The organism is Sphingomonas sp. AP28 (assembly GCF_056680455.1).
The window spans coordinates 2,258,286-2,278,258 of sequence record NZ_CM155283.1 but is presented as its reverse complement, the minus strand read 5'-3'; the positions used below and the strand labels follow the sequence as shown (position 1 = coordinate 2,278,258).

Below are 19,973 nucleotides of genomic sequence, written 5' to 3'. Positions count from 1 at the left end.
AAACACACCGGGCCTTTTTTATGTCGATCGAAGTGGTACTTCGATCGAGTTTGGAGGGGGGCTAAACCACTTCGTACGGCACGGCGCCGCGGCGGTCGGGGTCGACGCGTATCTCGCTGGCGGCCGGCGGAAACGCGCGCTGGTCGCAGTCGGTACGCAGGCAGATACGGCATGACGACCCGATCGGCGTCGCAATGCCCCCGGTCCCCAGCGCATCCGCATAGATGAACTCCGACGCGTTCGCCTCCTCGCACCCCAGCGCCACCGCATAGCGCCGCGCCGGCCGCGTGTACGTCTCGGAAGGCTTCACCAGACCCTTCGCCATCGAGACGTAGCGGATGCCGTCGGTCGTCTCGATCAGTTGCGTCAGGATCCGGTCGGGGATCGCGACCGCCTCGTGGACGATCCACAACGGGCACGCCCCCCCGAACCGCGCGAACTGCAACCGTGTTGCGGAGTGCCGCTTGGTGATGTTCCCCGCCATGTCGACGCGGCAGAAGAAGAACGGGATCCCAAGCGCGCCCGGTCGCTGCAACGTCGAGAGCCGGTGGCATGTCTGCTCGAAACTCGTCCCGAAGATCCGTCGCAGCCGGTCGATATCGTGGCGGACACTCCGCGCCTCCGTCCGGAAGCGGGTATAGGGCATGACGATCGCCCCCGCCGCGTAATTGGTCAGCCCCGCAGTCAGCAGCGCGCGCGCCGTTTCCGACGCCATTTCCGACGCCGCGACGATCCCGCCAATGACGTCGCCGAACTCGTGCCGCGCAACCTGGTGCGCGAGCGAGAACAGGGTGGTCTCGCCGGGCTGCGATCCATCGAGCCTCAGGGTCGCGCCGTCATAATCGCGAAGCGGCGCGGCAAGCGCTCCCGAGATCGCAACCGACACGCCGCGCGCCGCCAGCCGAGCCTCCAGCGCCGCAACCCGGTCCGGCCCCAAAGTCTCGCCGATCTCCTCCGCCCGCCGGTCGAGCGCATCGACATAATTGCCTGCCGCATGAAACCAGTCGCGCACGTCCTCCCACGGCAGCAATCCCGGCGCACCGGACCCCGCCACCAACCGGTCGTCGAGCGCGCGCAACTGCTCCTGCGCCCGCCGATACGCGTCGTGCATCGCGACGAGCCGCTGCGCCAGCAACGGCTGGTGCTTCAACGCACGCCGCACCGCCGTCTCGTCGAGCGCGGGCGCCTCGACGCTCGTATCCGACACCGCCTCGAGCGTCGCGATCAGCAACGCGGTATCGTCCGCCGCATCGATGCTCCCCCAGTCCGCCGGAAATTCGCGCGCCAGCGTGATCAGCACGCCCTCCGTCACCGGGCGATCGCCGTTCTCGATCTGCGAGAGATAGCTGACGGACAACCCGATCCGCACGGCCATCGCGGCCTGGCTGATTCCAAGCACCCGGCGCAGGTCGCGCAGGCGGTGTCCGACGAATAGGCGACGAGCGGGCAAAGTCATATCCCCGCCTAGTTTGCAAACGTGCCTCGGACAAGTTTGCAACATTGCATTTGCGCATCGCATCACGCTCTGTGAAGGCAGTCAGCAGGACGGAGAGACGATGTCATCCACGATCGAAGAGCTTGAACGCCGCCGCGAAGCCGCCAGAGTCGGCGGGGGCCTCAAGCGGATCGCAGCGCAGCACGCCAAGGGAAAGCTCACCGCAAGGGAGCGCCTTGACGTGCTGCTGGACGAGGGATCGTTCGAGGAGCTCGACATGTACGTCGAGCACAATTGCGTCGATTTCGGCATGCAGGACCAGGTGATCCCGGGCGACGGCGTGGTCACCGGATCTGGGACGATCAACGGCCGCCTCGTCTTCGTCTTCAGCCAGGATTTCACCGTGTTCGGTGGATCTTTGAGCGAACGCCACGCGCAGAAGATCTGCAAGGTGATGGACAGCGCGATGAAGGTCGGCGCACCGATCATCGGCCTCAACGACAGCGGCGGCGCACGCATCCAGGAGGGGGTTGCCTCGCTCGGTGGCTATGCCGAGGTGTTCCAGCGCAACGCGCTCGCGTCCGGCGTCGTGCCGCAGCTCTCGCTGATCATGGGCCCGTGCGCAGGCGGCGCGGTCTACTCCCCCGCGATGACCGACTTCATCTTCATGGTGAAGGATTCGAGCTACATGTTCGTCACGGGCCCCGACGTGGTGAAGACGGTGACCAACGAGGTCGTGACGCAGGAGGCGCTCGGCGGCGCGGTGACTCACACCACCAAGACCTCGGTCGCCGACAACGCGTTCGAGAACGACATCGAGGCGCTGCTCGCGGCGCGCGACTTCTTCGATTTCCTGCCTGCGTCGAACCGTGAAGGTGTGCCCGAGCGCCCGACCGCGGACGAATGGGACCGGATCGAGGAGAGCCTCGACACGCTGATCCCGGCGTCGGCGAACCAGCCCTACGACATGCACGAGCTGATCCGGAAGACTGTCGATGAAGGCGATTTCTTCGAGATGCAGCCGGCGCATGCGGCCAACATCATCACCGGCTTCGGCCGGATCGAAGGCCGCACGGTCGGCTTCGTCGCGAACCAGCCGATGGTGCTCGCGGGCGTGCTCGACATCAACAGCTCGAAGAAGGCGGCTCGGTTCGTGCGCTTCTGCGACGCGTTCGAGATCCCGATCGTGACCTTCGTCGACGTCCCCGGCTTCCTGCCCGGCACCGCCCAAGAGCATAACGGCATCATCAAACACGGCGCGAAGCTGCTGTTCGCCTATGCCGAAGCGACCGTGCCCAAGATCACCGTCATCACGCGCAAAGCTTACGGAGGCGCGTACGACGTGATGGCGTCGAAGCACCTGCGCGGCGACCTCAACTATGCATGGCCGACCGCCGAGATCGCGGTGATGGGCGCGAAGGGCGCGGTCGAGATCATCTTCCGCGGCAAGACGCCCGAAGAGATCGCCGAGCGCACCGCGGAATATGAAGCGCGGTTCGCCAACCCATTCGTGGCGGCGAGCAAGGGGTTCATTGACGAGGTCATCCAACCGCACTCGACCCGCCGCCGCATAGCGCTCGGCCTACGGAAGCTCCGCGGCAAGGCGCTGGAGAATCCGTGGAAAAAGCATGACAACATCCCGTTGTGAGCCATGCTTGTTCGGTGATGATAAGCACATTATCATGTCATGCGAAGGAGTCGTGACATGCAGACCGAACGCGTGACGTTTCTGACTACGCCCGATCACAAGGCAGCGCTCGATGCGTTCGCGGCGAACAGCGGCATGTCCGTCGGCCGCGTCGTGCGTGAGGCGACAACGCGGTATATTGCCGCACCGGCGTCGCACGACGAGGAAGCGGCTTTGGCGTTTCTCGCACCGGAGATCGAGGCGGCTGTCGACGACATGAAGATGTCCATCCAGTCGATGCGGGAGAATATCGCGCGCACCTGCGCTGTGGTCGATGCGGTGCTGGCGGGCGAAAGACCGTGAGTGCGGGTGAGAAAGCATTCGGCGTTTTCAAGACGATCCTGACGCTGAAGGATCAGCTTGACGGCCTCGATCGAGACGTCGCTCAGCTTGGCGGGCGGCTCGCGGGTCTTGCCGGCGCGCATGGTGACCTGCGCGATCGGGTGTCTCGCTTGGAAGGGGTGATCGAAGGCGCTGCAATGGCGGCGGCCCAGCAGCGGAGGATCGAGCAATGATTGCGTTTCTTCTGCTTCAAGCCGCAGCCGTGGCGGCACCTGCACAAACCTGGAAGCTCGCAGATCGCACCAATCAGGCGGGCGTGCGCAGCATCTCCGCATCGGTCACCGGCAATGACGGTCTGTCGCGCTTCGTCGTAAAATGCGACGTGGCGTCCGAGCCGATCGTGTCGATCCAGTTCATCCAGCCGCAGCCGCTCGGGCAGGGGCCGGACAAGCTCGTCGCGGTGCGGTTCGATGGCGGGCCTGCGTTCAATTACAACTGGCAGTTTCCGGGCACGGGCACCTACGTCACCGATCCAGAGGCGATCACCAAGCTGACGACGTTCCTAGTGAAGTCGAAGACGGTGCGCGTCGAGACCACCAACGCCGCGAACTTCGCAGTGCAGGCGAACTTCGTCGCGCCGACCGGCGATGCGATGATCCGGCAGGTGCTCGGTGTGTGCGGTTACACGCTGGGTGTCGTTCCCACGCCGCCGCCGCCGCCGAAAGACGCGCAATGATCCTTGGCCGCCTCAACCATGTCGGGGTCGCGACGCCGTCGATCGCGAAGTCGGTCGAGACGTATCGCCTGTTACTCGGTGCGACGGCGATTGGCGAACCGTTCGACCTGCCGGCGCAGGGCGTGAAGGTATGCTTCATCGATGCGCCGAATACGCAGATCGAGCTGATCGAGCCGTATGACGAGAGTTCGCCGATCGCCGGCTTCCTGCGCAAGAACCCGGCAGGAGGGCAGCATCATGTCTGTTTCGAGGTCGCCGACATCGACGCAGCCGTAGCCGACCTGAAGGCGAAGGGCGCGACCGTTCTGGGCGAGCCGCGGATCGGCGCGCATGGCACGCCGATCGTGTTCGTGCACCCGAAGGACTTCGGCGGCATGCTGGTCGAGTTGATGGAGACGCCGGGCGATACCGGCGCGCACTAGGAGGGATCTAATGGCCGCGTACGAGCATATCCTGAGCGAACGGCGCGGCGACGTGCTGGTACTGACGCTCAACCGGCCCGACCGGCTGAACGCTGCGCCGCCGGCGATGTTCGAGGAATTGCGCGCGGCGCTGGGCGATCTGGATGGCGCGCGGGCGGTGCTGATTGCGGGCGCAGGGCGCGCGTTCTGTTCGGGCGCGGAGGTCGGCGGCGGGGCGCTTGGCTCGGACAATCCGGGCGAGGCGACGTTCGCGGCACTGACCGGCAGTTACAATCCAACGATGACGGCGATCGCCGACCTGTCTGTGCCGGTGGTGAGCGCAGTGCGCGGGCCGGCGGCGGGGATCGGGTGCAGCCTCGCGCTCGCCGCCGATTTCTGCGTCACGAGTGAGACCGCGTATTTCCTCCAGGCGTTCGTGAACATCGGGCTGGTGCCCGACGGCGGTGCGTCGTGGATGCTGCCGCGGCTGATCGGCAAGGCGCGGGCGACCGAGATGATGATGCTCGGTGAGCGGGTTCCGGCGGCGAAGGCGCTCGACTGGGGGATGGTGCACAAGGTGGTCGCCGACGATGCGCTGGACGCCGAGTCGTTTGCGCTGGCCGAGCGGCTTGCGGCGATGCCGACAGTCGCCCTCGGGCTGATGCGGCGGGCGATTACGGCGGCGTACGAGACGGATTACGCGACCGCGATGCAGGCCGAGGCGGCGAACCAGCGTGATGCGCGCGGGTCGGCGGACTCGATGGAAGGTGGCCTCGCGTTCCTGACCAAGCGCAAACCGGTGTTCACTGGCAAGTGAACCGCTTTCTTTCTCGTTCCCCGGCGAAGGCCGGGGCCCAGGCTCGATGCGCAGCATCGAACGCGCTCCCGCGCGCGGCGTATTCGAGGGGCTGGGCCCCGGCCTTCGCCGGGGAACTAGGTGCAAGGTAATGACTGACAAACCGAACCCCACGCTCGCCGACTGGCAGGCGCTCGCCGCCAAGGAAGTAAAGGGCGCCGACCTAACCTGGCCGACCCCCGAAGGCATAGACGTCAAACCGCTCTACACCGCGGAAGACGTGCGCGAAGACCCCGGCCTCCCAGGTTTCGCCCCCTTCACCCGCGGCGTCCGCGCGTCGATGTACGCCGGTCGCCCCTGGACGATCCGCCAATACGCGGGCTTCTCCACCGCCGAAGCCTCGAACGCGTTCTACCGCCGCAATCTCGCCGCCGGGCAGAAAGGCCTGTCGGTCGCGTTCGATCTCGCCACCCACCGCGGCTACGATTCCGACCACCCCCGCGTCACCGGCGACGTCGGCAAGGCTGGCGTCGCGATCGACTCGGTCGAGGACATGAAGATCCTCTTCGACGGCATCCCGCTCGACAAGATGTCCGTCTCGATGACGATGAACGGCGCGGTGATCCCGATCCTCGCCTTCTTCATCGTCGCCGGCGAGGAGCAGGGCGTCGACCGGAAACTGCTCGACGGGACCATCCAGAACGACATCCTCAAGGAGTTCATGGTCCGCAACACCTACATCTACCCGCCCGAGCCGAGCATGCGGATCATCTCGGACATCTTCGGCTACACCAGCCGCGAGATGCCCAAGTTCAACAGCATCTCGATCAGCGGCTATCACATGCAGGAGGCGGGAGCGACGCAGCTCCACGAGCTCGCCTTCACGATCGCCGACGGCATGGAATATGTGAAATACGGCGTCGCGAGCGGCCTCGACATCGACAAGTTCGCCGGACGCCTGTCGTTCTTCTTCGCGATCGGCATGAACTTCTTCATGGAGATCGCCAAGCTCCGCGCCGCGCGCGTCCTCTGGCACCGCGCGATGACGCAGCTGGGCGCGCAAGACGAGCGCTCGAAGATGCTCCGCACGCATTGCCAGACCTCGGGCGTCTCGCTGACCGAGCAGGACCCGTACAACAACGTCATGCGAACGACGATCGAGGCGATGGCGGCGATGCTGGGCGGCACGCAGTCGCTGCACACCAACGCGCTCGACGAAGCGATCGCACTGCCGACCGACTTCTCCGCCCGGATCGCGCGCAACACGCAGATCGTGATCCAGGAAGAGACGGGGATGACCAAGGTCGTCGATCCGCTCGGCGGCAGCTATTATATCGAGAGCCTGACGCAGTCGCTGGTCGACGGCGCGTGGAGCCTGATCGAGCGGATCCAGTCCGAAGGCGGCATGGCGAAGGCGGTCGCGGCAGGCTGGCCCAAGGCGATGATCGAGGAAGCCGCCGCCGGACGGCAGGCGCGCGTCGATCGCGGCGAGGACGTCATCGTCGGCGTGAACAAGTACAAGCTCGCCGAACAGGACGCGATCGAGATCCTCGACGTGGACAATGTCGCGGTGAGAGCGGGCCAGATCGAACGGATCGAACGGGTAAAGGCCACGCGCGACGAAGCCACGTGCCGCGCGGCCCTCGACGCGTTGCGTGAAGGCGCGAAGGACTCCGAGAACCTGCTCGCGCTCGCCGTCGAATGTGCCCGCGCCCGCGCCACGCTCGGCGAGATATCCTCCGCGATGGAAGACGTATTCGGCCGCTACGGCACGCAGCCCACCCCCGTCTCCGGCATCTACGGCGGCGCGTACGAGGACGACGCTCGCTGGACCCGCCTCACCGACGGCGTCGAGGCCACCGAGCGCCGCATGGGGCGCAAACCCCGCATGCTGGTCGCCAAGATGGGCCAGGACGGCCATGATCGCGGCGCCAACCTCGTCTCGTCGATGTTCGGCGACCTGGGCTTCGAGATCGTCCCCGGCCCGCTGTTCCAGACCCCCGCCGAAGCCGCCGCGCTCGCGCTTGCCAAGGACGTCGACATCGTCGGTGCCTCAAGCCTTGCAGCCGGCCACAAGACGCTGATCCCCGAGCTGATCGGCTACCTCCGCGAGGCGGGCCGCGCGGATATCAAGGTGATCGCGGGTGGCGTTATCCCCGCACAGGACTATCAGGCGCTGCGCGATGCCGGGGTCCAGGCGATCTTCGGCCCCGGCACCAACCTGATCCAGGCCGCCGAGGACGTGTTGAAACTCCTCGGCCACAACATGGCGCCGGAAGAGGAACGGGTATGAACATGCGCACCACGGTGTTGGCGATGGCGCTGACCGCTTTCAGTATCGCGCCGGCTGTGGCGCAGGAAACCGCGCCGACCACCGGCCGCTCGATCTCTACGATCGCGCAGGTCATGGTGAAGACGCGCGACGGCAAGGCGATCCCGCTCGGCTCGCGCATTAAGCCGGGCAAGCCGACGCTCGTGTCGATCTGGGCGAGCTGGTGCCCGCCGTGCATTGCCGAAGCCCCCTATCTGAACAAGATCCGCAAGGACTTGGGCAGCGGCTACAACTTCCTCTACATCAACCGTAGCGAGGGTAGTCCCGATCGCACCCAACCGCCCGCCGCGATCGCGCAGTTCCTGCAGCGCGCCGGCATGAGCGACATCGATTACGTCGTCGCTGACGTCGATGCGTACCGCCAGGTCATCGGCAAGGACATCAAGGATATCCCCGACGGCAAGGTCGGCATTCCGCGCGTCTATCTGTTCGATGCCAAGGGGCGGCAAATCCACACCGCTTACGGCTTCGGCGATGGCGGCGGGCCCGAACTCGAAGCGCGCGTGAAACGTGCGATGGTGGCCAAATGACGCCGCCCGCCAGTTACGCCGCCCCGCGCACGCGCTATGCGACGACGCGAAACGACCAGAGACCAAAGGCCGCATGATGATCGAAACCCTCCTCCGTCCCCCCGTTGCGCCGGCCACTGTGCCCGCTGCGCCGGGCGTCCGCACCGACTGGACCCGTCCCGAGATTGCCGCGCTCTTCGAGCTCCCGTTCGACGAACTCATGTACCGCGCCCAGACCGTCCACCGCGCGCACCATGCGATCGGCGAGGTCCAGCTCTGCACTTTGTTGTCGATCAAGACCGGCGGCTGCCCCGAGGATTGCGGCTATTGCTCGCAGTCCGCGTCGTCCGACTCCGGCCTGAAGGCGGAAAAGCTGATGGACGTCGACGCCGTCCTCGCCGACGCGGCGCAGGCCAAGGCCGCCGGCTCGCAGCGTTTCTGCATGGGCGCCGCCTGGCGCAACCCTAAGCCGCGCGACATGCCGAAGGTCGTCGCGATGGTCGAAGGCGTCCGCGCGATGGGGCTCGAGACGTGCATGACGCTCGGCATGCTCGACTCGGACCAGGCCAAGCAGCTCGCCGACGCCGGGCTCGATTACTACAACCACAACATCGACACCTCGCCGGAGAATTACGGCAACGTCATCACCACGCGCACCTTCGGCGATCGGCTGGAGACGCTGGCGAACGTGCGTGATGCGGGCATTTCGGTCTGCTGCGGCGGGATCGTCGGGATGGGCGAGACGCGCAGCGACCGCGTCGGCTTCGTCCACGCGCTCGCCACGCTGCCGCGCCACCCCGAGAGCGTCCCCGTCAACGCGCTGGTCCCGGTCAAGGGCACGCCGCTCGGCGACATGCTCGCGGGCACGCCGATGGCGCAGATCGACGACATCGAGTTCGTCCGGACGGTCGCCGTCGCACGCATCACGATGCCGCTGAGCATGGTCCGCCTGTCGGCCGGGCGCGAGAGCATGTCGGAGGCTACCCAGGCGCTCTGCTTCATGGCCGGCGCGAACTCGATCTTCACCGGCGACAAGCTGCTGACCACCGGCAACGCCGGCGACAGCGCGGATGCGACGCTGCTGGCGAAGTTGGGGATGAAGTCGATGGTCGGCCCCGAGCCGATGCGGGAGGGCAAGACATGCTGCTGATCGCACTCCTGATGGCAGCGGCTGCTCCAATGCAGTCGCAGGCGACGACGAACGCCTCCGCCGGTACGAGTTACGCGCGGGCAGATGCGGCGATGGCTGCGCAGTGGAAGCGGACCTACGCCTATATGAAGGGTCGCGACGCGCAGGACGGGTCGCGCGGCGGCGGGTTCGGCTATGCGGCCGCGCTGCTGGAGAGCCAGCGCGCGTGGCTCAAGTTCCGCGATACGCAGTGCGTGATCGAAGGCGGGCAATATGCCGGCGGTTCGGCACAAGGCATGACGATCGCGGGGTGTCGGACCGACCTGACGCAGGCCCGCACGAAGCAGCTCAAGACGATGATTTGGTACCAATAACCAGTCCGCACCCGGACCGCGTCCGGCAAGACGGCACAGATTAGGGCGAGTGATGTTCAAGAAAATCCTGGTCGCCAATCGGGGCGAGATCGCGTGCCGCGTCATGCGGACCGCCAAGGCGATGGGCATCAAGACCGTCGCGGTCTATTCGGACGCCGACGCGCGTGCGCCGCACGTGCTGATGGCCGACGAAAGCGTGAGGCTCGGGCCTGCACCCGCCGCCGAAAGCTATCTCAAGGCCGAGCTGATCCTGCTCGCGGCCAAGGAAACCGGCGCGGACTGCATCCACCCGGGCTACGGCTTCCTCTCCGAGCGTGAGAGTTTCGCGCTGGCGTGCGCCGAGGCCGGGATCGCGTTCGTCGGGCCGCCACCCAACGCGATCGCCGCGATGGGCGACAAGATCGAGTCGAAGAAGCTCGCCAAGGCCGCGGGCGTCAACGTCGTGCCGGGCTATCTCGGCGAGATCGACAGCACCGATCACGCGGTCGAGATCGCCGGCGGCATCGGCTATCCGGTGATGATGAAGGCGTCGGCCGGCGGCGGCGGCAAGGGCATGCGGCTCGCCTATAGCGAGCAGGACGTCCGCGAAGGCTTCGAGGCGACCAAGCGCGAGGGGCTTGCCAGCTTCGGCGACGACCGCGTGTTCATCGAGAAGTTCATCGAGAGCCCGCGTCACATCGAGATCCAGCTGATCGGCGACCAGCACGGCAACATCGTCTACCTCAACGAGCGCGAATGCTCGATCCAGCGGCGGCATCAGAAGGTCGTCGAGGAGGCACCGTCGCCGTTCGTGACGCCCAAGATGCGGAAAGCGATGGGCGAGCAGGCGGTCGCGCTCGCGCAGGCCGTCGGCTATTATTCGGCGGGGACGGTCGAACTGATCGTGTCGGGCGCGGATACGACGGGGGAGGGGTTCTACTTCCTCGAGATGAACACCCGGCTCCAGGTCGAGCATCCGGTTACCGAAGAAATCACCGGGCTGGACCTGGTCGAACTGATGATCCGCGTTGCTGCCGGGGAACCGCTGGGGTTCTCGCAGGATGACGTGAAGCTTGAGGGCTGGTCGATCGAGAACCGTGTATATGCGGAGGACCCGTATCGTGGGTTCCTGCCGAGCATCGGGCGCTTGGTTCGCTATAATCCGCCTCTCCCGTTCGCCCTGAGCGAAGTCGAAGGGCATGCCCCGAGCGAAGGTGCTTCGACTTCGCTCAGCACGAACGGGGAAGGGATGGCGGAGTCCGAAGAACCCCGCGTCCGCGTCGACGACGGCGTCCGCGAGGGCGGCGAGGTCAGCATGTTCTACGACCCGATGATCGCCAAGCTCATCACCTGGGCCCCCACCCGCGACGGCGCGATCGCCGCGCAGATCGCCGCGCTCGATGCGTTCGAGCTGGAGGGGCCGGGCAACAACATCGATTTCCTCTCGGCGATCATGCAGCATCCGCGCTTCCAGTCGGGTGCGCTGACCACCGGCTTCATCGCCGAGGAATATCCCGAGGGCTTCCACGGAGCGCCCGCCGACGCCGAACTCCTCAAAACGCTCGCCGCCGTCGCAGCCTTCGCCGCCACCGCCGAAGCCGACCGCGCGCGCCGCATCGACGGCCAACTCGGCAAGCGCCTCCGTCCGCCCGCCGACTGGGTAGTGACGATCGACAAGACCGACCACGCGGTGACGGTCTCGACCGACGGCATCACGGTCGATGGCGAAGAGCTCGACCTGTCGCTCGAATACACCCCCGGCGACCGGATGGTGGTCGCCGACGGTCACGGGACCGATGGCGACGAGCACCTCACGATCCGCATCGCCAAAGCCCGCGCTGGCTTCAAGCTTACCGCACGAGGGGCGAGCCATGTCGCCCGCGTCCTTCCCGCTCGCGTCGCGCCGTACACCGCGCATCTGATCGAGAAGGTCGCGCCCGATCTGTCGAAGTTCCTGATCTGCCCGATGCCGGGTCTGCTGGTGCGGCTCGACGTCGCGGCGGGTGACAAGGTCGAGGCGGGGCAGGCGCTGGCGGTGGTCGAGGCGATGAAGATGGAGAACATCCTGCGCGCCGAGAAGACGGGGACGGTGAAGTCGGTTGCAGCGAAGACGGGGGATAGCCTCGCGGTGGATCAGGTGATCCTCGAACTGGACTGAGCGCGTGTCGGGTTCGAACCAAACGCCGTCCCGTCCCCGCCGCCGGCCGCCCCGTCATGCCGGACTCGTTCCGGCATCCATTGCTCCGCACACCCGAGAGACTTGAGTGTGCGGGCCGGTGGGCCCCGGCGTCCGCCGGGGTGACGGAGTGGGTAGAGCGCGCGTTGCTCGGAGCGCCTGTGTGGAGCCGGACCGCATCTATGTTTCCCCGCGAAGGCGGGGACCCAGTCTGGGCTCCCGCCTTCGCGGGAGAACAAGGGGGTGAGGGTAGGCGCTGATCGGGGACCACGTTCCAATAGCACCACCCCGGCGAAGGCCGGGGCCCAATTGGGAGCGGCTGGTGATTTAGGCCAGCGCTCCGTTACAGCGACCTTGCCAACTGGGCCCCGGCCTTCGCCGGGGTGGTTTGATCGCGGAACGGCTGGCTCCCAAATTGAACGGCCCCTCCCGTTTCCGGCCCCATCGCTGTACAGCACCCCGGATGACCCTCCTCCGTTACCTCGCCGCGCTCCTCCTCGCGGTCACCGCGGTCACCGCGCTTCCCGCGATTGCGCAGGACGAGCCCAAGGTCGCGACCGTCGCCGCCAGCCTCACCCAAGCCTCGGCCGAACTCCAGGCGATCGACGACGCCACGCCTGCCGCGCGCGACGACAAGGCGCGGCAAGCCCTCCGTACCCGCGCGCAAACCGTGCAGACCACCGCCGCCGACGCCGTCCGCACGCTCACCCCCGAGATGGCCCTCGTCCAGGCGCGGGTCGCGGAACTCGGTGCCGCCACCCCCGGCGTCGTCGAAGCCCCCGAGATCCGCCAGCAACGCAAGCTCCTCGCGCAAAGCCAGTCGGCGATCGACTCCGCGATCAAGCGCGCGCGCCTCATCGGCATCGAGGCCAAGCAACAGATCGACGATATCGGCGCGGCCGAGGCGGAGGAACTCGGCCAGCAACTCTCCGAAAACACCGGCTCGCCGCTGTCACCGACCTTGTGGGCGGCGATCGTCGATCACCTGCCCCGTGACACCGCACGGCTGATGCGGTTCGCCAATGTCGAGATCCGCCAGTTCGGCGCACGGTTCGACATGCGTGCCGGCACCGGCCTGCTGATCGGAATCCTCACCGCGCTGGTCTTGATCGTGCCGCTACGACGCTGGCTGCACGGTGTCGGTCGCCGTTACGCGACCAACCACGCGCCCGGCGGTCGCCTGCGACGCTCGGCCTATGCGCTGTGGCTGGTGGTGATCGGCACCGCGCTGCCCGGCCTCGCCGCCTGGGCGATCGTCGCGTCGCTGCGCTGGGCCGGGCTCGTCTCGCCCGCCTGGAGTCGGTTCGGCGCGCTCTTCGTCGGGATCACATGGTTCTGCGCGTTCGTGTCGTCGCTCGGCGGCGCGCTCCTGCTGCGCGGCCAGTCGACCTGGCGCCTGCTGCCGATCGGCGATGCCGCCGCGAACGCGCTGCGGCCGTACACGTGGATGGCGGCGGCGTTGATCTTCGGCGGGCAATTGCTGATCGCGACCAACACGCTGATCGGCGTCAGCGCGCCCGCATCGAGTGCCGCCAACGCGGTCGTGGCGCTGCTCCATATCGTCCTGCTGAGCGCGATCCTCGTCACGCTTGGCCGGTTGCGCGCCGCCGCGCTGCCCGACCCGACCAAGCCCGCGCGCAATACCTTGCTCGCGATCGTGGCGACATTGGTCTGGCTGGTCCTGTTGGTCGCGCTGCTGGCCGGGCTGATCGGCTATGTGAATTTCGCGCTGAAGGTCGCGACGTGGCTGGTGTGGGGCGCGATCGTCGGCGCGTCGCTGTACCTGATGATGACCTTCACCGACGATGCGTGCCGGACGTTGCTGTCGAGCGGCAACCGCCTCGGCCGCTCGGCGAACAGCGGGTTCGGCGTCGACAACAAGACCGTCGACCAGATCGGCGTGCTGCTGTCGGCGGTGCTGCGGCTGTTGCTGATCCTGCTCGCAATCGGCGCGGTGATGGCGCCGTTCGGGGCGGGCGTCGGCTCGGCGTTCGAGCTGTTCGGGACGGTCGCGAACGGCGTCACGATCGGCCAGGTCACGATCTCGCCGGGCGCGGTGCTGCGCTCGATCGCGGTGCTGTTCGTCGCGCTGGCGATCATGCGCGGGCTGCAGCACTGGCTGGTGAACAGCTATCTGCCGACCACCGCGATGGATGCGGGCGCGCAGAATTCGGTGATGATGGTCGCGCGTTATGCCGGGATCATCGCGGCGGTGCTGTGGGCGCTCGGCGCGCTCGGGATCGGCATGGAGAAGCTCGCCGTGGTGCTCGGTGCGCTGTCGGTCGGGATCGGTTTCGGCCTGCAGGCGATTACGCAGAACTTCGTCTCGGGGCTGATCCTGCTCGCCGAGCGCCCGGTGAAGATCGGCGATCTCGTTCGGATCGGCAACATGGAGGGCGACGTGAAACGCATCAACGTCCGCTCGACCGAGATCCAGGTAGCGGACCGCTCGACGCTGATCGTGCCCAATTCGGAGCTGATCACCAAGACCATCCAGAACATGACGCTGGCCGCGCCGATCGGCCGGATCCAGCTGCAATTCTCGGTGCCGCTCGAGGAGGATCTCGACGCGGTGCGGACGATGCTGTTCGCGGCATTCGCGGAGAAGCACGAGGTGCTCGACGATCCCGAGCCCAAGGTGTTCATCGATTCGATCGACGCCGGCCGCGCCAAGTTCAACTGCTTCGCGTACGTGGCGAGCCCGCGCGATGCCTATCCGATGCGCAGCGAACTGCTGTTCACGCTGCTCCGCCAGTTCCGCGAGGCGGGGATCGAGGTCGGCTCGACCGCGACGAAGATGGAGCTGGTCGGATCGTTGCCGCCGATGTCCGGATCGGATCCCGCGACTGATGAGCCTGATCAGAACTCCAATCAGAAGCCCGATCAGAACAGGACGTAGGGCAGCGATACGATGAACTTCGATCCGGCCGCCATCGTCCCGCGTGGCCTGATCCGCACGGTGGTGACCGATCTCGGCGAGGTGGAGGGGTCATAGGTCCAGCTGGCGCCACCGTTCGCCGAGAAATCGACGTCGTCGCCACCGTCCGCAGGCGTGCCGTAGGTTACAAGGAGCGACGAGGCGGGCGAGCCCTCGGCCGTCACGACATAGTCAGTCGAGGCAGTGCCGTCGCCGTCGAGAGCGATGCGCAGCCCAGCGGGTGTGGGCAAAGTCATCGCCAGCGTGTTGCCGTCCAGTGCGAACGGATTGGGATTTTCGATCTGCATCGTCATGCGCAGTTTCGAGCCGGGAATGGCCTTGGGATTATTGGTGGCAGCCGAGGTTTCCCAGGTGGTGCGTTGTGAAATCGTGACGATCGCGTCCCTGGCCACCGTCAGAGTCACGTCGACCGTGCCGGTCTTGCTGTCCTGGTCGTTCGCTCCGAGCAGGCATGCGCCGAGCGCTCCGAGGCCGTTGCAGAATTTCCAGGACCAACGGACCTGGAAGCTTCCCTTGTAGATTCCGGCGGGCGGTGCAGACGCACTGACCGGCTTGATGTAGATCGGCACCACGGCCTTGCTGCTGCCCAGCAACGACAGCGTCGTGCCCTCGAAATACGAACGGCTGACATTGGCGTTCAGCGGCGCGGTGCCGTCCGCGGTTGCTGATAGCGAATAGCCGACCGATCCGCCGGTGGTTGCGGTGAGCGTCAGCGCGCTGGTCGTCAGCAGCGTGGCCCGCAGATATTCGTCGCCGAGCAGCGACGCGACGCTGGTGTTCGAGCATGAGAACGATCCTGTCGTCGCGATGAAGCCCGCGGTCGTCACCGCGGTCGGCGACAGGGTGCCGAGCTTGGCGGTCGACGGAGAGGTGACCTCGCAAGCTGATACCGGCGTCGCGGCCAATCCCAAAGACAGGAACAGCGCCGCAGCCAGCCGCTTCACACCGCGTGCTGTCATGGCCAGACCATGTTCGATACCCACCGCATCCCTCGCACCCGTTTCGATGCAACAGCGCTATTCCCGCAATCGTTAATGCGTTTTGAAAAACCGGAAACGGGTGTTTTCGTGCGTCGAAACGGCAGGCGTCGGTCTTGCGAAGGCCTGCAAAACGGTCGAGACAAGGCGATGACGATTACCTTTACCGGATACCGCTCGCGATGAGCGCGCCGCCCCGCACGATCCTGATCGCGAGCGTCGCCACCGCCGCGCTTGCAGGCCTGTTGTTCGGTTTCGACACCGCGGTGATCGCTGGCGTCACCGGTGCGTTGAAGGCGAAGTTCGCGCTGAGCGAGGCGTGGCTCGGCTTCACGGTGTCATCGGCACTCTGGGGGACACTGATCGGCGCGCTGTTCGTGGGCACGCTCGGCGACCGCTACGGCAGCCGTAACGTGCTGCGGATGCTCGCCTTCCTCTACGTGGTCACCGCGCTCGGCTGTGCGCTGGCGTGGAACTGGCACAGCTTCATCGGCTTCCGCTTCATCAACGGCATCGCGATCGGTGGCTCGTCGGTGCTCGCGCCCGCCTATATCGCCGAGCTCGCGCCACCGGCGCAGCGTGGCAATATGGTCGGCGGGTTCCAGTTCGCCGTCATCCTCGGCATCCTGCTCGCCTATGTCTCGAATGCGGTCATCGGCTCGCTCGATCTCGGCGACGTCGAGTGGCGCTGGAAGCTGGGGATCGTCGCGGCGCCATCTTTGGTGTTCTTCGCGCTGCTGTTCCGCATCCCCAATTCGCCGCGCTGGCTGCTCGCCAAGGGACGCGACGTCGAGGCGAAGCAGGTGCTCGCGCTGGTCGGCATGAGCCCCGACGTCGCACGCGCGGACCTCGATGCGCCCAAGGGCGATGCGTCGCTGTCCTGGACGCGCCACCGCAAGCCGATCACGCTCGCCTTCCTGGTCGCGATGTTCAACCAGTTCAGCGGCATCAACGCGTTCCTCTATTACCTCAACGACATCTTCAAGGCGTCGGGCGGCAGCCTGTCGCCCGATCTCCAGGCGGTGATGATCGGGGTAGCCAACATGGTCTTCACGCTGCTCGGGATGCTGCTGATCGACCGGATCGGCCGTCGCACGCTGCTGCTCTGGGGCTCGGCCGGCATGACCGCGGCGCTGACCGTCGGCGGGCTGGCGCTGCTCGGCGTGCTGCCAAGCTGGTTATTGCTGCCTTCGCTGATCGTCTTCATCATGTTCTTCGCGCCGGGCTCGGGCGCGGTGATCTGGGTCTATATCTCCGAGGTCTTCCCGCAGAACGTCCGCGCGCGCGGATCGAGCATCGGGTCATCGAGCCATTGGGGCTGGAACGCGGTGATCGCGCAGGTCTTCCCCGTGGCTGCAGCATGGTCGGCAGGCGCCCCGTTCCTGTTCTTCGCCGCGATGATGGCTGTCCAGTTCGTGACCGTGTTCCTCTATTTCCCCGAGACCAAGGGCGTGCCGTTGGAGGAGATGGAAGCGCATATGTCGCGATAAGCCGCGCTTGTGACGAAAGCACCGCCGAACCGGCACAATCCTGCGACAATTGCCGCCTAATCGGCATGCTCGATCATCGGGGTGGAACGGGTATGCGCAGTTTGGGTCTGGTTCTGGCAGTGAGCATGCCCGCAATGTCGGCCGCTCAACAGGCACCGTCGCGTCCCGCCGCCGCACCCGCCGCGCAGGCTCCCGAGCAGGACGAGAGCGCAGAATCCGAGGAAATCGTCGTCACGGGTTCGCGCAAACTCCCCGGCGCGGTGATCGGCGATATTCCGCCCGACCAGACGCTGGGCCAGGCCGAAATCCGGTCCTACGGCGTCAGCACCGTCTCCGACCTGCTGAACGAACTCAGCCCGCAGACCACCAGCGGTCGCGGCAGCGGCGGCGCGCCGGTCGTGCTGCTCAACGGCCGCCGTATCTCCAGCTTCAGCGAGATCCGCGACATCCCGACCGAGGCGATCCAGCGCGTCGAGATCCTGCCCGAGGAGGTCGCGCTCAAATACGGCTACCGCGCCGATCAGAAAGTCGTGAACTTCGTCCTGCGCCGCCGCTTCCGTGCGGTGACCGCCGAGGCCGCCGACACGCAGGCGACCGAGGGTGGCGGCAACACCCCCAAGGGCTCGCTCGACATGCTCAACATCGCGCGCGATCGCCGGCTCAACCTGCACGTCGAATACACGTCGAGCGAACCGCTCACCGAATCGCAGCGCGACATCCTCCAGCCGGATCGAACTGCCAACAGCGCGCTCAGCGCGGACGGCAATGTCGTCGACCAGCGGCCGTTCCGCACGCTCCAGTCCGCGACCAGCACCTTCACCGCGAACAGCGTCTATGCGCGCAACATCTTCGGCAACATCGGCGCGACGATCAACGGCCGCCTAGAATCGACCGACAGCCGCAGCCTCAACGGCCTGCCCGTCGTCGCGCTGACGCCGTTCGGCAGCACCACGCTCGTCAATCGCGCGATCGAAGACGACGGCGTCCTGCCGCTGACCCAGCGGACATCGTCGATCGCCGCGCATCTCGGCACCACGCTCAACGGCGATATCGGCACGTGGCGGTGGAACGTGACGGGCAATTACGACCGCAGCGACACGCAGACGTTCACCGAGACCGGCGTCGACGCGAGCGCCTTCGCTGCCCGAATCCGCGCAGGCGATCCGACCGCCAACCCGTTCGGCCGCCTGAGCGCGAGCGACTTCGGCGCACTGCCCGGCAACCGCGCCTATGCGACGCAGAGCACCGGCGAACTTGACGCGGTCGCGAACGGCAACCTGTTTTCGCTGCCCGCAGGCGCAGTCTCGACGACGATCAAGCTCGGTGCCGAAACCGCCGATTTCAAAAGCCGCTCGTACCGTACCGTCAACCTCCTGGGGGTCGATACGCAGGGGCGGGTGTCGCGCGACACGGTCAATGGCCAGGTCAATGTCGACGTGCCGCTGACGAGCCGGTCGAAGGACGTGTTGCCGTTCCTCGGCACGCTGTCGGCGAACTTCAACCTTGCCGAGGACCATCTGTCGGACTTCGGCACGCTGCAAACGCTCGGCTACGGCGCGAACTGGTCGCCGATCGAGGGCGTTCGCGTGATCGCCTCGGTGACCGACACCGACGAGGCGCCGACCGCGCAACAGCTCGGCAACCCGTCGATCACCACGCCCAACGTCCGCGTTTTCGATTATGTGCGCGGCGAGACCGCGACCGTGACGACGATCAGCGGCGGTAATCCCGGGCTGGTCGCGGACAACAACCACGTCAAGAAAGTCGGGCTGACGCTGAAGCCCTGGTCCGCCAAGGACCTCTCGATCACCGCCAACTATGTCGAGAGCCGGGTCGACAACCCGATCGCGGCCTTCCCCGCAGCGACGGCGGCGATCGAGGCGGCGTTCCCCGATCGCTTTCAGCGCGACGCCGGCGGCGCCCTGCTTCAGGTCGATCGGCGGCCAATCAATTTCGCGCGCAGCGATCGCTCCGAACTGCGCTGGGGGATCAACTTCTCCGCGCCGCTCAAGTCTAAGATCCAGCGCGAGCTCGAGGCGTATCGCGCTGGCACCGGTCCCAACCCGTTCGAGGGCCTGCAACCGCCCGGTGGCTTCCGCCGTCCCGGTGGCGCAGGCGGCGACGGGCCGCGCGGTGAGGGCGCGCGTGCCGGTGGCGGTCCCGGCGGCGGTGGCCCAGGCGGCGCCGGTGGTGGCGGACGCGGCTTCGGCGGTCGCGGCGGGCAGGCCGGTGGCCGCATCCAGTTCGCGGTCTACCACACCTGGCACTTCACCGACCGGGTGCTCGTCGCAGACGGCGGCCCTAGCTTGAACCTGCTCAGAGGCGACGCGATCGGCAACAGCGGCGGGCAGGCGCGTCACGAACTGGAGGCGCAGGCGGGGTACACCAACAACGGCCTCGGCGCGCGCATCTCCGCCAACTATGCGACCGGCACGCGCGTCAACGGCGGCACGATCGCCGCGCCCGAGACGCTCAACTTCGGCGGCCTCGCCACCGCCAATGCGCGGCTGTTCGCCGATCTCGGCCAGCGCCTCGAATGGGTGAAGGCGCATCCGTGGCTGCGCGGCATGCGCGTCAGCCTGTCGGTCGACAACGTCTTCAACACCCGCCAGCGCGTCACCGACGCGACGGGCACGGTCCCCAACACCTACCAGCCCGACTACCTCGACCCGCTCGGCCGCACCGTCCGCCTCAGCATCCGCAAGCTGTTCTTCTAACGGGGACCGAGGTCG

At 66.7% G+C, this 19,973-nt stretch carries 17 protein-coding genes; 15 read left to right on the top strand and 2 right to left on the bottom strand.

Going from position 1 to position 19,973, the window contains the following annotated elements; all coding sequences use genetic code 11:
• Window positions 1–61: 61 nt before the first annotated feature.
• The gene (locus AC1MH0_RS10385) at window positions 62–1,456 is read right to left on the bottom strand and encodes a helix-turn-helix domain-containing protein (RefSeq protein ID WP_480962721.1); all 1,395 of its coding nucleotides are present in this window, start codon (window positions 1,454–1,456) and stop codon (window positions 62–64) included.
• A gap of 100 nt (window positions 1,457–1,556) precedes the next feature.
• Between AC1MH0_RS10385 and AC1MH0_RS10380 the strand changes: the two genes are divergently transcribed.
• The 12 genes from AC1MH0_RS10380 (at window position 1,557) to AC1MH0_RS10325 (ending at window position 14,735) form a co-directional block, all read left to right on the top strand.
• Window positions 1,557–3,083 (top strand): acyl-CoA carboxylase subunit beta, encoded by a 1,527-nt coding sequence (locus AC1MH0_RS10380; RefSeq protein ID WP_480962720.1) that lies wholly within the window; start codon window positions 1,557–1,559, stop codon window positions 3,081–3,083.
• A gap of 57 nt (window positions 3,084–3,140) precedes the next feature.
• The gene (locus AC1MH0_RS10375; RefSeq protein ID WP_093400483.1) at window positions 3,141–3,425 is read left to right on the top strand and encodes a hypothetical protein; all 285 of its coding nucleotides are present in this window, start codon (window positions 3,141–3,143) and stop codon (window positions 3,423–3,425) included.
• Complete coding sequence (locus AC1MH0_RS10370) at window positions 3,422–3,637, top strand: hypothetical protein (protein WP_056063944.1); 216 nt, start codon at window positions 3,422–3,424, stop codon at window positions 3,635–3,637. The genes AC1MH0_RS10375 and AC1MH0_RS10370 overlap by 4 nt, the downstream gene beginning before the upstream one ends.
• The gene (locus AC1MH0_RS10365; RefSeq protein WP_480962719.1) at window positions 3,634–4,140 is read left to right on the top strand and encodes a hypothetical protein; all 507 of its coding nucleotides are present in this window, start codon (window positions 3,634–3,636) and stop codon (window positions 4,138–4,140) included. The genes AC1MH0_RS10370 and AC1MH0_RS10365 overlap by 4 nt, the downstream gene beginning before the upstream one ends.
• The gene (gene mce / locus AC1MH0_RS10360) at window positions 4,137–4,562 is read left to right on the top strand and encodes a methylmalonyl-CoA epimerase (protein WP_480962718.1); all 426 of its coding nucleotides are present in this window, start codon (window positions 4,137–4,139) and stop codon (window positions 4,560–4,562) included. Before AC1MH0_RS10365 ends, mce begins: the two co-directional genes overlap by 4 nt.
• Window positions 4,563–4,572: 10 nt before the next feature.
• Window positions 4,573–5,358 carry an enoyl-CoA hydratase-related protein gene (locus AC1MH0_RS10355; protein ID WP_480962717.1) on the top strand — a complete coding sequence of 262 codons (786 nt, stop codon included), beginning with the start codon at window positions 4,573–4,575 and terminating at the stop codon, window positions 5,356–5,358.
• Window positions 5,359–5,488: 130 nt separating this feature from the next.
• Window positions 5,489–7,630: a methylmalonyl-CoA mutase gene (gene scpA, locus AC1MH0_RS10350; RefSeq protein ID WP_480962716.1), complete on the top strand. Its 2,142-nt coding sequence runs from the start codon at window positions 5,489–5,491 to the stop codon at window positions 7,628–7,630.
• The gene (locus AC1MH0_RS10345) at window positions 7,627–8,199 is read left to right on the top strand and encodes a TlpA family protein disulfide reductase (protein ID WP_480962715.1); all 573 of its coding nucleotides are present in this window, start codon (window positions 7,627–7,629) and stop codon (window positions 8,197–8,199) included. The genes scpA and AC1MH0_RS10345 overlap by 4 nt, the downstream gene beginning before the upstream one ends.
• 76 nt (window positions 8,200–8,275) lie before the next feature.
• Window positions 8,276–9,328, top strand: a complete 1,053-nt coding sequence (gene bioB, locus AC1MH0_RS10340) for a biotin synthase BioB (protein ID WP_480962714.1) — start codon at window positions 8,276–8,278, stop codon at window positions 9,326–9,328.
• On the top strand, window positions 9,319–9,681 hold the full coding sequence (locus tag AC1MH0_RS10335) for a lysozyme inhibitor LprI family protein (RefSeq protein ID WP_480962713.1): 363 nt from the start codon (window positions 9,319–9,321) through the stop codon (window positions 9,679–9,681). Before bioB ends, AC1MH0_RS10335 begins: the two co-directional genes overlap by 10 nt.
• A 52-nt stretch (window positions 9,682–9,733) precedes the next feature.
• Window positions 9,734–11,818 carry an ATP-binding protein gene (locus tag AC1MH0_RS10330; RefSeq protein ID WP_480962712.1) on the top strand — a complete coding sequence of 695 codons (2,085 nt, stop codon included), beginning with the start codon at window positions 9,734–9,736 and terminating at the stop codon, window positions 11,816–11,818.
• Between the two features lie 481 nt (window positions 11,819–12,299).
• Entirely contained in the window at window positions 12,300–14,735 is a 2,436-nt protein-coding gene (locus AC1MH0_RS10325; protein ID WP_480962711.1) for a DUF3772 domain-containing protein, read from the top strand.
• Here the strand turns inward: AC1MH0_RS10325 and AC1MH0_RS10320 are convergent.
• Window positions 14,720–15,733 carry a spore coat protein U domain-containing protein gene (locus AC1MH0_RS10320; RefSeq protein ID WP_480962710.1) on the bottom strand — a complete coding sequence of 338 codons (1,014 nt, stop codon included), beginning with the start codon at window positions 15,731–15,733 and terminating at the stop codon, window positions 14,720–14,722. The two genes, AC1MH0_RS10325 and AC1MH0_RS10320, sit on opposite strands and share 16 nt — an antisense overlap.
• A 9-nt stretch (window positions 15,734–15,742) precedes the next feature.
• Between AC1MH0_RS10320 and AC1MH0_RS10315 the strand changes: the two genes are divergently transcribed.
• The 3 genes from AC1MH0_RS10315 (at window position 15,743) to AC1MH0_RS10305 (ending at window position 19,958) form a co-directional block, all read left to right on the top strand.
• The gene (locus AC1MH0_RS10315; RefSeq protein WP_480962709.1) at window positions 15,743–15,937 is read left to right on the top strand and encodes a hypothetical protein; all 195 of its coding nucleotides are present in this window, start codon (window positions 15,743–15,745) and stop codon (window positions 15,935–15,937) included.
• Window positions 15,934–17,241, top strand: a complete 1,308-nt coding sequence (locus tag AC1MH0_RS10310; RefSeq protein WP_480962708.1) for a sugar porter family MFS transporter — start codon at window positions 15,934–15,936, stop codon at window positions 17,239–17,241. Before AC1MH0_RS10315 ends, AC1MH0_RS10310 begins: the two co-directional genes overlap by 4 nt.
• Window positions 17,242–17,366: 125 nt before the next feature.
• Window positions 17,367–19,958 (top strand): TonB-dependent receptor, encoded by a 2,592-nt coding sequence (locus AC1MH0_RS10305; RefSeq protein ID WP_480962707.1) that lies wholly within the window; start codon window positions 17,367–17,369, stop codon window positions 19,956–19,958.
• Window positions 19,959–19,973: the final 15 nt, after the last annotated feature.

What these genes read in the sequence shown, in the direction of transcription:
- AC1MH0_RS10315 (WP_480962709.1), top strand. Translation starts at nt 15,743, where the DNA reads ATGTTCGATACCCACCGCATCCCTCGCACCCGTTTCGATGCAACAGCG.
- AC1MH0_RS10345 (WP_480962715.1), top strand. Translation starts at nt 7,627, where the DNA reads ATGAACATGCGCACCACGGTGTTGGCGATGGCGCTGACCGCTTTCAGT.
- AC1MH0_RS10310 (WP_480962708.1), top strand. Translation starts at nt 15,934, where the DNA reads ATGAGCGCGCCGCCCCGCACGATCCTGATCGCGAGCGTCGCCACCGCC.
- AC1MH0_RS10380 (WP_480962720.1), top strand. Translation starts at nt 1,557, where the DNA reads ATGTCATCCACGATCGAAGAGCTTGAACGCCGCCGCGAAGCCGCCAGA.
- AC1MH0_RS10335 (WP_480962713.1), top strand. Translation starts at nt 9,319, where the DNA reads ATGCTGCTGATCGCACTCCTGATGGCAGCGGCTGCTCCAATGCAGTCG.
- AC1MH0_RS10385 (WP_480962721.1), bottom strand. Translation starts at nt 1,456, where the DNA reads ATGACTTTGCCCGCTCGTCGCCTATTCGTCGGACACCGCCTGCGCGAC.
- AC1MH0_RS10305 (WP_480962707.1), top strand. Translation starts at nt 17,367, where the DNA reads ATGCCCGCAATGTCGGCCGCTCAACAGGCACCGTCGCGTCCCGCCGCC.
- mce (WP_480962718.1), top strand. Translation starts at nt 4,137, where the DNA reads ATGATCCTTGGCCGCCTCAACCATGTCGGGGTCGCGACGCCGTCGATC.
- AC1MH0_RS10330 (WP_480962712.1), top strand. Translation starts at nt 9,734, where the DNA reads ATGTTCAAGAAAATCCTGGTCGCCAATCGGGGCGAGATCGCGTGCCGC.
- AC1MH0_RS10365 (WP_480962719.1), top strand. Translation starts at nt 3,634, where the DNA reads ATGATTGCGTTTCTTCTGCTTCAAGCCGCAGCCGTGGCGGCACCTGCA.
- AC1MH0_RS10325 (WP_480962711.1), top strand. Translation starts at nt 12,300, where the DNA reads ATGACCCTCCTCCGTTACCTCGCCGCGCTCCTCCTCGCGGTCACCGCG.
- AC1MH0_RS10320 (WP_480962710.1), bottom strand. Translation starts at nt 15,733, where the DNA reads ATGACAGCACGCGGTGTGAAGCGGCTGGCTGCGGCGCTGTTCCTGTCT.
- scpA (WP_480962716.1), top strand. Translation starts at nt 5,489, where the DNA reads ATGACTGACAAACCGAACCCCACGCTCGCCGACTGGCAGGCGCTCGCC.
- bioB (WP_480962714.1), top strand. Translation starts at nt 8,276, where the DNA reads ATGATCGAAACCCTCCTCCGTCCCCCCGTTGCGCCGGCCACTGTGCCC.
- AC1MH0_RS10375 (WP_093400483.1), top strand. Translation starts at nt 3,141, where the DNA reads ATGCAGACCGAACGCGTGACGTTTCTGACTACGCCCGATCACAAGGCA.
- AC1MH0_RS10355 (WP_480962717.1), top strand. Translation starts at nt 4,573, where the DNA reads ATGGCCGCGTACGAGCATATCCTGAGCGAACGGCGCGGCGACGTGCTG.